This window comes from Pseudomonas sp. FSL R10-2964, assembly GCF_009600035.1.
GTDB classification, from domain to species: Bacteria; Pseudomonadota; Gammaproteobacteria; order Pseudomonadales; family Pseudomonadaceae; genus Aquipseudomonas; species Aquipseudomonas bubulae.
Genome location: NZ_WIWH01000065.1, coordinates 1 through 13,889 on the forward strand (window position 1 = coordinate 1; position 13,889 = coordinate 13,889).

The 13,889-nt window shown below is 50.9% G+C and carries 12 protein-coding genes, 2 pseudogenes and 1 riboswitch; of the genes and pseudogenes, 9 read left to right on the plus strand and 5 right to left on the minus strand.

The genetic code is table 11. The features are described from left to right. Nucleotides 1-206: 206 nt before the first annotated feature. From ppa to chrA, 3 genes are all read right to left on the minus strand, one after another. The gene (gene ppa, locus GHN92_RS23035) at nt 207-737 is read right to left on the minus strand and encodes an inorganic diphosphatase (RefSeq protein ID WP_095025397.1); all 531 of its coding nucleotides are present in this window, start codon (nt 735-737) and stop codon (nt 207-209) included. 165 nt (nt 738-902) lie between these two features. Further along, nucleotides 903-1,286 carry a fluoride efflux transporter CrcB gene (gene crcB / locus GHN92_RS23040; protein WP_095025398.1) on the minus strand — a complete coding sequence of 128 codons (384 nt, stop codon included), beginning with the start codon at nt 1,284-1,286 and terminating at the stop codon, nt 903-905. A gap of 137 nt (nt 1,287-1,423) precedes the next feature. Continuing rightward, nucleotides 1,424-1,484: riboswitch (Fluoride riboswitch) on the minus strand. Nucleotides 1,485-1,556: 72 nt separating this feature from the next. After that, on the minus strand, nt 1,557-2,750 hold the full coding sequence (chrA, locus tag GHN92_RS23045; protein ID WP_095023405.1) for a chromate efflux transporter: 1,194 nt from the start codon (nt 2,748-2,750) through the stop codon (nt 1,557-1,559). Between the two features lie 686 nt (nt 2,751-3,436). Between chrA and GHN92_RS23050 the strand changes: the two genes are divergently transcribed. The 6 genes and pseudogenes from GHN92_RS23050 (at nt 3,437) to GHN92_RS23075 (ending at nt 9,008) form a co-directional block, all read left to right on the plus strand. Then, on the plus strand, nt 3,437-4,417 hold the full coding sequence (locus tag GHN92_RS23050; RefSeq protein ID WP_106117533.1) for an IS5 family transposase: 981 nt from the start codon (nt 3,437-3,439) through the stop codon (nt 4,415-4,417). A gap of 191 nt (nt 4,418-4,608) precedes the next feature. Next, the gene (locus tag GHN92_RS23055; protein WP_095019784.1) at nt 4,609-4,974 is read left to right on the plus strand and encodes a histone-like nucleoid-structuring protein, MvaT/MvaU family; all 366 of its coding nucleotides are present in this window, start codon (nt 4,609-4,611) and stop codon (nt 4,972-4,974) included. Nucleotides 4,975-5,475: 501 nt separating this feature from the next. After that, nucleotides 5,476-6,444: an IS5 family transposase gene (locus tag GHN92_RS23060; protein WP_095025422.1), complete on the plus strand. Its 969-nt coding sequence runs from the start codon at nt 5,476-5,478 to the stop codon at nt 6,442-6,444. Nucleotides 6,445-6,585: 141 nt separating this feature from the next. Further along, a pseudogene (locus GHN92_RS24295) lies at nt 6,586-6,681 on the plus strand (glycoside hydrolase family 19 protein); the annotation flags it as partial. A gap of 12 nt (nt 6,682-6,693) precedes the next feature. Then, complete coding sequence (locus GHN92_RS23945) at nt 6,694-7,155, plus strand: hypothetical protein (protein ID WP_256666550.1); 462 nt, start codon at nt 6,694-6,696, stop codon at nt 7,153-7,155. Nucleotides 7,156-7,343: 188 nt separating this feature from the next. Then, nucleotides 7,344-9,008: a BCCT family transporter gene (locus tag GHN92_RS23075; RefSeq protein WP_019822696.1), complete on the plus strand. Its 1,665-nt coding sequence runs from the start codon at nt 7,344-7,346 to the stop codon at nt 9,006-9,008. 90 nt (nt 9,009-9,098) lie between these two features. Here GHN92_RS23075 and GHN92_RS23080 read toward each other — a convergent pair whose 3' ends face one another. Together GHN92_RS23080 and GHN92_RS23085 are read right to left on the minus strand one after the other, a co-directional pair. Then, the gene (locus GHN92_RS23080) at nt 9,099-9,821 is read right to left on the minus strand and encodes a 3'-5' exonuclease (protein WP_095025399.1); all 723 of its coding nucleotides are present in this window, start codon (nt 9,819-9,821) and stop codon (nt 9,099-9,101) included. 2 nt (nt 9,822-9,823) lie between these two features. Beyond that, on the minus strand, nt 9,824-11,698 hold the full coding sequence (locus GHN92_RS23085; protein WP_095025400.1) for a DUF294 nucleotidyltransferase-like domain-containing protein: 1,875 nt from the start codon (nt 11,696-11,698) through the stop codon (nt 9,824-9,826). Between the two features lie 483 nt (nt 11,699-12,181). On the opposite strand from GHN92_RS23085, the gene GHN92_RS23090 reads away from it, so the two are divergent. The 3 genes and pseudogenes from GHN92_RS23090 to GHN92_RS23100 all read left to right on the plus strand — a co-directional run. Further along, on the plus strand, nt 12,182-12,778 hold the full coding sequence (locus tag GHN92_RS23090) for a GNAT family N-acetyltransferase (protein WP_203327358.1): 597 nt from the start codon (nt 12,182-12,184) through the stop codon (nt 12,776-12,778). A 333-nt stretch (nt 12,779-13,111) separates the two neighbouring features. Next, a complete protein-coding gene (locus GHN92_RS23095; RefSeq protein WP_019822702.1) occupies nt 13,112-13,546 on the plus strand; it encodes a YeeE/YedE family protein in 435 nt (144 codons plus the stop codon). Between the two features lie 2 nt (nt 13,547-13,548). Continuing rightward, nucleotides 13,549-13,815: pseudogene (locus GHN92_RS23100) on the plus strand (DUF6691 family protein); the annotation flags it as partial. Nucleotides 13,816-13,889 lie beyond the last annotated feature (74 nt).

Consider the following 13,889-nt stretch of genomic DNA (forward strand, 5'->3'; position numbering starts at 1 on the left):
CACAGTTTCAACAATCAGCTGTCACCGGTAGAGTTTGAAAAGCGTTACGCAGCGAGCCTGGAGAGTGTCTAGGAAACTAGGGGCGATTCAATCCACTTTTCTATGCGTGTGGTTCCCTCGACATTTGATGTCCCGAGCGACTGAGAGGCAAATCACTTGCCCCTCAGTTCTGACTCCCGGCTGATGCTTTCAATTTGGAGTGAAACCTACTTGGGAATATACGCAGCTACCGACTTGCGAATCTCTTCCCGCGCCTCATCCGCGCTCCCCCAACGCCCCATCTTCACCCACTTACCCGGCTCCAATGCTTTGTAGTTTTCAAAGAAGTGCTTGATCTGTGCGAGGAGTAGCGCAGGGAGGTCTGAGCACTCCTTTACGTCGTTGTACATCGAGCTGAGTTTTTCATGAGGCACAGCGATCACCTTGGCATCCGCTCCGGCTTCGTCAGTCATGTACATCACACCCACCGGGCGACTGCGGATTACAACTCCAGGTGAGACGGGATAAGGGCAAACCACCAGGACGTCAAGAGGATCTCCGTCATCGCTCAACGTATTTGGAATGAACCCGTAGTTGGCCGGATAGAACATCGGTGTGCTTAGGAAGCGGTCAACGAAGATCTGTCTGCTCTGCTTGTCGACCTCGTACTTGATCGGCGAGTGGTTTGCAGGGATCTCAATAACTGTGAAGAAGTCATCGGGGATCGCGTTACCAGCAGGAATGTCCGCGTAGCTCATGTTCATACCTCCGATGTTGTAGAAGTGGTTGCGTCGGACGGATCTCTCCCAAGTGGGCTCATTTCTTTTGGCAAATCGACTATCCATTCGCCTAACATCATTCTCTGATAGCGACGGTTACGTTGAGTAAAGAAAACGACCATAAAGCCTTTCATGTCTATCTCCTCAGCGAGTACCAATCACTTGGTATGAAAGAAGCCCTGCAGCGGTCATCGCCAGCGAACCAACCACGTGCAACGAAATTGAGCCAAGCGCCCAGAGCAGTTTTCCCTCCTGAATCAAGGTGACTGTTTCGGCTGAAAATGTAGAAAAAGTGGTAAGACCACCACAGAATCCGGTGATGATCAGGAGGCGCCATTCAGGGCTGAGCGAAGGCGATGCAGCCAAGAAGGCGATGGTCAGCCCTATGAGATAACCCCCGACCATGTTCGCGACTATAGTCCCGGGAGGAATCGTAGGAAATAGAGCGTTCAGCTTTATACCCAAAAGCCAGCGTAACCAAGCACCAACTGAGGCGCCGATGGCAATGACGATCAATGATTTCAGCATGACGAGCACTCCTTACCAAACCTGGAGGGCCAAGCATGCAGAGGGACAGCGCTGTAAGATGGGCGAAGCACGAAAAGTAAGATCATATCCTGTCCTAAATTAGGGACAGGGAGCCACACCTACGCACCCTGTCTAGGGTTCACGTAGGCATCATCAGCACAAGGCGGTTAAAGGAGGAATGCCATCTCCTGATAAGATCCTATAGCATCCGCGCTACTGACATCAATAACCTCCTATACAGATCAAGATACCTTTGGCTGATGCTTGCTTTCAAAGTACACCGCTGAGCCACCATCCAAGCATTCCACTGCCCAAGACGACTACCCATGGGGGAACCCTCCAAAACATTAGGGCGACAAGGGCTATCAGCGCCAAACCGAAGTCTTGAGGTTTCAAAATTGCACTCGTCCAGACTGGGTTATATAAGGCCGCCAAGAGTAGCCCTACTACTCCCGCATTAATTCCTGCAAGGGCCGATTGGGTGCGAAAACTATGTCGTAGTTGCTCCCAGAATGGCAGCACGCCGATTACGAGTAGGAATGAAGGTGCGAAGATAGCGACCAGGCATACCGTAGCTCCGATCCAACCAGAGGGTTGGGCGTTCATGGACGCTCCGAGAAATGCTGCGAAGGTAAAGAGCGGGCCCGGTACGGCCTGCGCTAAGCCATACCCAGCAATGAATGTGTCGTTGGTTACCCATCCGTTGAATACGGTCGCAGACTGAAGTAACGGTAGTACAACATGCCCCCCTCCAAAAACTAATGACCCTGCTCGGAAAAAGGCATTCGTCATAGCTAGTGCTTCAGAGGGCCAAACCTGGATCAAAAATGGTAGGCCTACCAATAAGCCAAAGAACACCACCAACGATACCAGACCTACTTTTCGGCTAACTGATATTGGAAGGGGCTCAGCAGTATGCTGTTGAGCAGGCTTGAAAAGCATCAGACCGATGACAGCACTGCAGATAATCACGGCGATCTGCCCCCAGGCATTTGGCCAGATGAGTGCTGCGCAAGCTGCAAACACAGCGATGGTTACCCTGGGTACATCAGTACAAATATTGCGCGCCATTCCCCAGACGGCTTGAGCAACAACAGCAACCGCGACGATCTTAAGTCCGTGCAAAAGACCGCTTGGGAATGCATTTCCCCACGCGGACATCCCTTGCGCAAACAAAACGAGGATTATTGCCGATGGCAGTGTAAACCCAGCCCACGCGGCAACTGCTCCAGAGAAACCAGCACGCGATAGCCCCAAACCTATGCCTACCTGGCTACTGGCAGGCCCTGGCAGAAACTGGCACAGGGCGACCAAATCGATATAACTGCGCTCACTGAGCCATTGGCGCCGAACAACAAACTCTTCGCGGAAGTAACCTAGGTGTGCAATTGGCCCTCCGAAGGAGATGAATCCCAAGCGCAAGAACACCAGAAAAACCGTCCACGGGGTATGGGCTGTAATCATCTTGGTACTACTTTCAGCTGACAAGATTCATGCTCCCAAAAATAGCGGCTGTACTGACCAATTAACACTGTGGCTACGCTCTACAATCCAATATGCCTGTTTTAGGAGGCGCTTACATCGATTTACACACACCGACGACTTTGGGCAGAGGCAGGGCGATGGTTACCTTAGTCAGCAGGTCAATCCGCAAGAAGCCGTTGAAGTAGCCCGAGGCGTGACTGGACATTCAGTGGATTTAAAAGGCCTGCTTGGGCTGGGCCCGGTGTCCGATCTACATACCCAAATCTGCCTCAAGACGGGAACCCTTCAAATTGGTCGGCAATGTCCCGACGGGCATGATTTTCAGTATCTCGCTAGTGAGATACTCGGCGTGAGCGGAGTAAGTCGCGATTCGCCCTTGCTCAACCGACCTATAAAGCACAGCCGCGTCTGCAGCTGCTGGGTAAATCTCAGAATACTCAGCACATCATCCTGAATAACCCCTAGTTTCATAGACACATCCATGCCACAAAGATGTTGACCTCAATACTTCGCTTTTGACAGGGAACGAATAAAATTAGAGTGTGAGCCCAGACTCCACAGTGCGCGCCTTCGTGATCGTTACTCATGGATCTTATACCTAAGGAATCTCCGAACAAGTTTTCAAATGTGCTGAAATACGCCTGACCACCTGATCCGAGCCGCCTATGAGCCAGATGAGCTTTTCCGATTTCGAATACGCCGGCAAGCGCAAGCAGACACGCCGCGAACGCTTCCTCGCCGAGATGGATCAGGTCGTGCCCTGGACGGGTCTGCTGGGCCTGATCGAGCCGTTCTACCCCAAGGCCGGTGGCGGCAGAAAACCCTATCCTCTGGAAACCATGCTGCGTATTCATCTGTTGCAGAATTGGTTTTCCCTGAGCGATCCGACCATGGAAGAAACGCTCTACGAAATCACGCCCATGCGCCAGTTTGCACGTTTGACCTTGAGCGCCCCGATACCTGAAGACACCACGATCATGAATTTCCGGCACTTATTGGAAAAGCATCAGCTTGCACCTGCAATCCTCGCGGTCATCAATGGTTATTTGCAGGGCAAAGGCATGTCTCTGCGTCAGGGCACTATCGTCGATGCCACCATTATTCATGCTCCCAGTTCGACTAAAAACGAAGAGGGAAAGCGCGACCCCGAGATGCATCAGACCAAAAAAGGTAACCAGTATTTCTTCGGAATGAAGGCCCATATTGGCGCTGATGTCGAGTCCGGCTTGGTTCATCACGTCCACGGCACCGCCGCCAACGTCGCCGATGTCACACAGGTCGCCGAGCTGTTGCATGGCGAAGAAAATGCAGTGTATGCAGACGCCGGATACACCGGCGTTGAGAAGCGTGAAGAGCATGAAAATCGTGAAGTGATCTGGCAAATCGCGGCGCGCCGCAGCACCTATTCCAAGTTGAATAAACGCAGCGTGCTCTACAAGGCCAAGCGCAAGATTGAGTACTGCAAAGCCCAGACACGGGCCAAGGTCGAACATCCGTTTCGGGTGATCAAATGCCAATTTGGGTACGTGAAAGTGCGCTTTCGTGGGCTGATGAAAAACACGGCTCAGTTGACCACATTGTTCGCCCTGTCGAACCTGTGGATGGCTCGAAAACAACTGATGGGTATGGGCGAGTTGCGCGCTTAACATGGAAAACCGGGCGAAAAACGCCCTCGATGAACACTGCATCAGGTCGTTTTGAGCAAATAGCGCTGCGTGCCGTGCAAATTACGACTTGCGGCCGCCGCGCAGCAAGTTGATCGGAGCATCCCTAAACGATTGGCGGAAAACTCCAAAGTTGGTGTATTGTTATGGGACTAACTACGTAGAGATTAAACATGTCAAAACTTGCTGAATTTCGCCAACTCGAAAAACACCTTGCCGAACAACTCGAGGCTCTCGAAACACTGAAAGGCGATGCTGGCCTCAAAAAGGAAATAGAGTTTGAATCGAAGCTGCGCGCTCTGCTTGCTGAATACGGTTATAGCCTGTCTAACATCATCAACTTGTTGGATCCTCAGACTGGCCGCAGCACTCCAGTAGTGAAATCCAAAGCTGGCACTCGTAAACCACGTCAGGTGAAGGTCTACAAAAATCCGTACACTGGCGAGGTCATCGAAACCAAAGGTGGGAATCACAAAGGTCTGAAGGAGTGGAAGGCAGAACACGGCTCAGATACCGTTGAGTCCTGGCTGACCAAGTGATTTTGGTTTGAGTACAAAAGGGCCCTTCGAGGGCCCTTTTTGTATGTTATTTGAGATAGGTGGTTGATCTTCTCGGCGGAGAATTCAAGCATCTCCAGAGGCTCTTGAGTAACTCCTATCTGACGCTGAAATCTGTGCGTTTCTGGCCATAGAAGCTTAGTGTTAGCCAACTCCCCCAGATTACGACCCATCCTGACCGCCCCTGCTGAGTATCAAAACAATAACCTGATAAACAAGGACGGTTTTCCCCGTCGTATTAGCGACATCGACTTTAAAAACAGCCCCCCCCAGTTCATAGTTCCGTGCGTGGATGAGTGTTTGTATTACTTAAGCTGAGAGCTAGAGAATACCCCTAGGCACGACCGGAGCCACAAGCGTTTAATCGCACCGACGGGAGTAGTTGGCAAAGAGACCGACAACACCTTTGCCGACACTAGGGAAACTCCGAACAAGTCTCCAAGTATGCTGAAATACAGCCTCACCACCTGCCCCGAGTGCGTCATGAGCCAGATGAGCTTTTCCGATTTCGAATACGCGGGCAAGCGCAAGCAAACACGCCGCGAACGGTTCCTCGCCGAGATGGATCAGGTCGTGCCCTGGAGCGGTTTACTGGCGTTGATCGAGCCGTATTATCCGAAGGCTGGTGGTGGCCGAAAACCGTATCCGCTGGAAACCATGCTGCGCATTCACTTGCTGCAAAACTGGTTCTCGCTGAGCGATCCTGCCATGGAAGAAGCGCTGTATGAAATCACGCCCATGCGCCAGTTTGCGCACTTGACCCTGAGCGCGCCGATCCCTGAAGACACCACGATCATGAACTTCCGACACCTGCTGGAGAATCATAAGTTGGCGCCGGCGATCCTGGCGGTCATCAACGGTTATTTGCAGGAGAAAGGCCTCTCGCTGCGCCAGGGCACCATCGTCGATGCGACGATTATCCACGCGCCCAGTTCGACTAAAAACGAGCACGGTAAACGCGATCCAGAGATGCATCAGACGAAGAAAGGCAATCAATATTTCTTCGGAATGAAGGCCCATATTGGTGCCGACGTTGAGTCGGGGCTGGTTCACCACGTTCACGGCACCGCGGCGAATGTAGCCGATGTCACTCAGGTTGCCGAACTGCTGCACGGCGAGGAAAACGCGGTCTACGCTGATGCTGGTTACACCGGTGTCGAGAAGCGCGAAGAGCATGAAAACCGTGAAGTGGTTTGGCAAATCGCCGCGCGACGCAGCACCTATTCCAAGCTGAGCAAGCGCAGCGTGCTGTACAAAGCCAAGCGCAAAATCGAGTACCTCAAGGCCCAGACACGGGCCAAGGTCGAACACCCATTTCGGGTGATCAAACGTCAGTTCGGTTATGTGAAAGTGCGCTTTCGCGGCCTGATGAAAAACACCGCTCAATTGACCACGCTGTTTGCCTTGTCCAATTTATGGATGGCTCGAAAAAAGCTGATGGGTATGGGCTAATTACGCACGTAACACGGAGAAATGGGCTGACAAGCTCGCCAAGGCGGCGCGTACGGGATATTTCGCGATCAATAGCGCCAAATTCAGCGGGATTTTCAACTTACTGCGCGGTTGCGGCAAGTTGATCGGAGCTTCCCTAGTCAGTTCGACAGGATCACCCAGCGCATCAATGGTGACCAGAATGGAGTGGCCGATCGGCAAGCGTTGTATGCCCAAGCGCTCAAGGTGATGGCGTGATGGCGTGATGGCGTGATGGCGGATACGGTGCTGGGTTCTGCTGATCATCCTTGCCCTGATGGTGGGCAGCGCGTGAACTGCATGACCGTAGCAGGCCACGCCTACGATGAGCAATTGGTCGCCAAGGAAGCTGCCCACCAAACCAAGTTCACCCTTCTGGCCAATGCCAGCCCCACGCGGGTTCTGGCAGAGCAGGGCAAGTTCCTTACGCTGGAGCAATCGCTGGCAGCCAGTGACCGATCCTATTGCCGAACTCTGACCGATGCAAAAACCAAACAATCACGCCTGGGTGATCGCTTGCTACTGCCGACCAGCGGCTTTAAGTCCAACTCGACGGAGCTACGAATGGTTGTGACGCATTGCAACCTACCACCGGTGCCGGCGGCATGGCTTATGGTGCCCTTAGAACCCAACTTGTTCCAGCGCATGCCCAACGAATTATCGGAGTCTACGGCGACGGCGATTAGGGACTAATCGCGTTGCAAGCCTGCAAAGGCTACGCGAGAGAAGTCTCTGGTAAGAAGTCAAAAGAGCTGAGGTTTTAGAAAATTTGTTCCCAAAGCTTGCTAGGATAGCTTGGCTAAAATCTCGTTTTACCATAGGAACAGCGGGGATAATGATAATTACACGTTTTATGACGTGAATCTCAAAAGGGGAATCTTATGGTTGGAAAGCCTACGGATGATAGTCCAAACACACCTTCTCAACCCAGTGAAGGCATTCCTGCTCCTACTGGAGCGGCCAATCTTATCGATACTGACTATGTCATTGGTCAAGACAACATCAAGGGAGAGTTTTCGTTCTCACTCGATATCCACGGTAAAGTTTTCATCATTTCAGCAGCCACCATTTTACTATTCGTGATTTTGACGCTGGCATTGCAGAATGAAGTAGAACCCCTTTTTAGCTCCATTCGAAACTGGCTAACCAGCCATCTAGCCTGGCTCTTCATGAGCATTGCGAACGTTTTTGTCTTGCTATGCATTGCACTTATTTTCTCTCCGCTGGGCAAGGTTCGTTTGGGCGGTAGAGATGCCAAACCAGACCATAGTTACGTCGGTTGGTTTTCAATGCTTTTTGCTGCGGGGATGGGCATTGGGTTGATGTTTTATGGGGTAGCCGAACCCATGTCGCATTACGCTGCTTCCATGGGAGGTGTGACAGTCGATGCGAGCGGTTTACGCACGGATTGGGCGCCCCTAGGAGGTGCCGAAGGTGATATGAAGGCATCTGCTGACTTGGCGATGGCGGCTACCATCTTTCACTGGGGACTCCATCCTTGGGCTATATACGCGATTGTGGCGCTGTCTTTAGCATTGTTTTCTTATAATAAAGGCTTGCCGCTTTCAATACGCTCAATTTTTTATCCACTATTGGGTGAGCGTGTCTGGGGATGGCCGGGACATATCATCGATATACTAGCGGTATTTGCCACGCTATTTGGTTTGGCGACCTCTTTAGGGATTGGCGCAGAACAGGCTGCTGCAGGTATTGAATATCTCTTCGGAATTAAATCGACGAATCTGAGCAAGGTTGTACTGATCGTTGGGATCACCATAATCGCTCTTTGGTCAGTCCTTTCCGGCTTGGACAAGGGCGTCAAAATGCTTTCCCAGATCAATATGGGGCTTGCGCTGCTCTTGTTGGTGTTCGTAATCATTGTGGGGCCGACCCTGGCTATTTTCACTGGATTCTTTAAAAATCTGGTGACTTATGTTGAATATTTGCCTGCGCTCTCAAACCCATTTGGACGTACTGATATCGAGTTCACTCAAGGCTGGACTGCCTTCTACTGGGCTTGGTGGATCAGTTGGTCACCATTTGTAGGCATGTTTATCGCTCGCGTCAGTCGTGGTCGAACTGTCAGAGAGTTTCTGATCTCTGTTCTACTTGTGCCTTCAGTAGTTTCTGTATTATGGATGACTACGTTTGGCGGTACGGCAATTGACCAAGTGACCACTCAAAGCCTTATGGGAGTCAAGGACGCGGTCTTAGAGCTGAAGTTGTTCGCCATGCTGGGAGAGCTCCCCCTCAAGGAGATCAGCTCATTCCTAGGTATTATTCTGGTCATAGTGTTCTTTATTACTTCCTCTGACTCCGGCTCATTGGTGATCGATACCATCACAGCTGGAGGCAAGGTTGACGCGCCTGTTCCTCAACGGGTGTTCTGGGCGGTAATCGAAGGCGTGATTGCGATTGCTCTGCTATTGGGGGGCGGTCTGGTGGCACTGCAGGCAATGGCAGTATCCACGGGGTTGCCTTTCGCAATAGTTCTAATGATAGGGTGTATCTCTCTAGTGAAAGGACTAATGTCTGAGCCTCGCTAGTCAGTATGAGCTAGGCTATAGGTAAGATTGACCTCAAGCTTCAAGGTGTAACATATCTATCTGCTTGCACCTTGAAGCTATTAACTTGGTTCAATTCCATAACTCACCGACAGGTGTGAGTGGCGAGTAGTGAGTTGCTATCTGCGCCTGCAACAACTCGGCAGTCGCGAGAGCATCGGTTAATGCATGATGTGCGTGATAAGCCGGCAGGTTCAACCTAGAGCGACTGTCTGCCAGCCGTATGGACTGTTGCTTGCGTCCAATCAGTCGGCCGAACCAGCTAATTTTTTGCCTATGGAAGTGTGCCTCTAACTGCATCGTATCGATTACTGGAAACTTAAGGCCTTCACCTAAATACCTACGCACTGCCTGATCCAAGAAGGCGCGCTCAATATTCCGGTAATGGACGACAATCACTCTGCCCGCCATGGCTTCAAGCAAAGGATCAAGCACCTGCGCAAACACGGGGGCATCTAAAATTTCGGCATGGGTTATGTGATGAAAGGTCACTGACTTTTCATTCAGTTCGGACGATGGTTTTATCACCCAGTAAAGTGAATTCCCGCAACAAATACGATTCAGCGTGAATGGCATAACACCAATACTCACCATGCTGTGGGACTGTGAGTCAAGGCCGGTAGTCTCTACGTCCATGGCCAGCAGTTGAACGCTCTCAATGGGTGCCAGCGCTGACACCGCGCCAGCTTGATAGAACTTTCGTAATAGAGGATTAACCGAAATCTTCGCCAATGTCTCGAACTCGGCAGACCAGTCCAGCACTCTATTATTAGGCTGCTTTTTTAGGTTTTTCATCGCTAAAAGCGGCCCTTTGAAGGATATCGGAATCGCAAGAAATTTTGGCCATTGCTTAACACCTGAAACGCTTCTTTGAGGTTATGTCGTTCACTGCTAGAAAAGCGCTCGGGCTCAATGTAGTTATTGAGTGATGCCCCCTGTTCAAGTGCGTCCGCCTGGTGTCGAATACGCACCATCGACAGGAACTCTAGTGCGTACCGAAGTTGCTTTAATGCTTCTGGAGGAATGACTTTACTGCGGGCTATAGCATCCATGCGATCAAATGAATTCTGCGCGGTACTGCCACATGCTAGCGCATGAATCCGGATAAGGTCGGTCAGCGGTGCCGTGCCACGCCCTTTAAGGTTGATGATCCTTTTTTGCTGTCCGTCAGTCTCAACGACAAAAGTACGAAAGAATCCTAATGGCGGCGTTCGATTAAGGGCAATACGAGCCATTGCGCTTAGAAATACAGGGTGTGTACTGGCTTTTCGAGCGCACAGGTCTTTAAGCTCTTGTACCAACTCAAGCTTGCCAAAAACCCCATCCAGATCGAAAAAAATACAGCTATTAAGCAACGTAGTTGGATTAGGTTTTTCGATCCACTGATCGAAGTAACTTCGCCATACCTTCAAAGGCTGTCGCCACTGCTCGTTGGTCGCCATGACCCCGCCCTTGCAGTAGCTGTAACCGCACGCGGCCAGTCCATCGCTAACAAACGTTGCCAGGGCTCGGAAGTAAGAGTCGTGTTGGATCGGGTCGAATCTGTCGTCGAGTACTAACGCGTTGTCCTGGTCAGTCACTAACAACTGCTCATCACGCGCCATTGATCCCAAAACCATAAAGCAGTAAGGCACTGGAGGCGGGCCTAACTTTTTCTCGGCCAGTTCAAGCAAACGCTGGGTAAACGCACGGCCAATACCTGAAATCGCGCTTCCGATCATGTGCGCAGTAGCCCCGTCACGCACCATGCGGATATAGGTTCCTCGCAGGTCACGCAAAAGTGATCTCAGGCCTTCAACTGAGGTCTGGTTAGAGATTCTGTTAACCAAGTACAAACTGCTATGCGATTCGTACCTGATGATATCCGACAGGTTTATAAGGCCAATTGGATTACCATCGTGCACAACCGGCAAGTGATGAATATTGCGGCGCAACATCACAAGCATGGCTTCAAACACTGAATCATCGGAGCCAATTACAACTGGATCGACTGTCATAATGTCGCTGGCACGAGTTTCGTCAGCGTTTAGGCCCGCTGCAACAAATCGCGTGCGAAGGTCTCTATCTGTGACGATCCCTTCTATTTCAGCCGTCTTTAAACCTGCTGGAGACATGACTAGAACGCAGGATACACTTTGCTCAGTCATGATTTTTGCAGCGCCGCCGACAGAGATATCTGACGTGACCCACACCAAGGGACGTGAGATAAGGGCGCGACATTTGAGCTGAATAAGCTCACTAGCACGCCCCTGAGCTTCAACAGCAGTTTTGAGTCTCGAGTTTCCCTCTGCTTCAACGAAGTCAGCGAAAGCATCATGTTGCGCACAAAGGTCAGCGAAAACGTCGGCAGGGATGTAATAGATCAGGCTATCTTCCAACGCTCGGGCGGGAAAGCGTACCTTGTTGCTACGTAACAGACCTGCCTGACCGAATAGGTCACCTTCGACGAGACGGTCATAGAGCTCACCATTACGCCGGTAAATCTCCACCGCACCACTACGAACATAATGCAGATCCTGAATGGTCGCACCGGCTTCAAGAATGTCACTGCCGGCTTTGAAATAACTCACTTCAATTCGCCGAGCGATGGCGTCTACCGACTCCTTTGGCAGGGCATCAAAAGGAGCGAAACGATAGAGGTGGTCGCTAATCTCCTGTAACTCAATCTGCATGAAACCTCGTGATGCTGGAAAAATAAAAGTCGCGAGCGCCATAGTTGGCGAATGGAAATAGTCTTTCTGTATCGGCCACCACATCACATCCGGTGACTAGGATCAAGCTTCGTGGCTGACTTACGTTATGCGTTGTAACCACTTTGAGTAACTGCGTGCGGTAATTTTTGCGATACCCAGAGGATCAATATTAATCGCCCCGGGTTTCTGAGGTGTTCAGCAATCACTATTCGCCTAGAAATGCCCCTCCTGAAAGGTGGCCATTGGCCAAAAAGCGGACAGAAACGCACGTTTGCAGTCCACTGGAAGCTTGTAGGCTTCTACAGACGCATGGGCGATTCATTTTGCGTAGAGCTAACCTCTGCATTCAACAGTGTGAAGCCAAAGCAGAGATATTCAGGCAGGCCTCCTGCTGGTGCGAGTCTATGCAGAAGCGTATTGTTTGATCCCCCCGGTATCCCATAAGGATTCTTCGATTAAGTCATGGAACGCTTACTTATGACTCAGGCAAACTTGATGAAGGATAAGCACGTGAGAGTGCAAGAGGATTCTAAAGTGGTCAAACTCCAGAAGGCTAACGTAGGCTCCCTCTGCGAGTTCAAAACGGCTCTCCAGGACTCGTTCCGAGTGGCGGCCGAAGCTGACTTAGGTAAGGCGCTTGAAGAACCCATTCCTTCTGATGAGGACATAGAGCAGTCCATCGCTGCTGATGGAGCTGTTACATACTGGATTATGGTCAATGAGCTGCGTGTCGGCGGCGCAGTTATGGTAATTGATGAAATAAGCAATCGAAACTCATTGTCATTTTTCTTCATTTCAACCAGCCAGCAGAGTCGTGGCCTAGGGCTACAAGCCTGGGAGGCAATCGAGAGAGAATATCCAAAAACCAAGATCTGGGAAACCGTAACCCCATATTTTGAGAAGCGAAACATTCACTTTTATGTAAATAGGTGTGGCTTCAAGATTGTTGAGTTCTATAATAAATTTCATCCCGATCCAAACCAAGCTTCGGTTCAGGCTCATCAAGAAGAGGGGGAGGATGAGATGTTCAGATTTATGAAGGTTATGGAGCACAAGTAACTGCTCCTCCAATCCCTAAGCGGCTGTTTCTCGCTCAGGGTGTGTAAAGCGCGTCGCCAAAGTTTAAGTGCGCGCTTATACGTTAAATCTGAAATTTATCGGGATATCAGCAGATGTGGATTTATCATAGTAACGCGATTTCCAGTCTGGTTATGTGCACCTGTTGAATTGGAAAACTTCTTTATGCAGCTTGTGCCGGAAGCAGCCCTTCGTAGTAGGCTGCTATCGGCCAAGATCGGACTTACCGAACCTTGCCTCATCTTGTGTCCTTTTAGGGCCTCGATATCTCTAGGAGAACCGAGGCAATTCAACTAGCTATGCAGGAGATGAAAAATGAGCATTGATTGGATCAACTTCACGCCTTGGACTTCATTAGCTGGAGGTGCCTTGATAGGGCTGGCTGCTAGCTTGTTTGTTCTCGCGAATGGACGCATCGCCGGCATCAGTGGACTGCTTGGAAGCGTGCTGCGATTCGATAGTGAGGGTTGGAGTGAGAAGGCGTTATTTCTTCTTGGTCTACTAATTTCTCCGTTGTTGTGGGGAGCGTTTACCGTAATGCCAGAGATCGAGATTAAGGCAGGGTGGCCGACGCTGATCATTGCGGGCTTGCTTGTCGGAGTGGGTACTCGTTACGGATCTGGTTGTACAAGCGGCCATGGCGTTTGCGGGATCTCTCGACTCTCAGCACGATCCATCACGGCAACGATGTGCTTTATGTTTGCTGGCTTTGCAACGGTGTACGTCATCCGTCATGTGGTGGGAGCATGAAAATGATCAAGTTGACCGCCTTTTTTGCAGGACTGATCTTCGGCCTTGGTCTTCTCCTGGCAGGCATGGCGAATCCCGCCAAAGTATTAGCTTTTCTTGATTTGGCCGGGGCCTGGGATCCATCACTCGTACTGGTGATGGGGGGGGCCATCGCGGTGGCGATTATTCCCTTGAATTGGGCGCGCAAAAACAAACAATCCTTGTTGGGTGCCCCGATGCAGTTTCCAATTAAAAGGGAGTTGGATTCCCGCTTGATTGGCGGCAGCCTTGTAGTGGTCAACTAATCCCGGACACGACGTTAAGTTTTTCTTCGGCCCGAGCTGGCGCCAGCCCACCGTTGAAT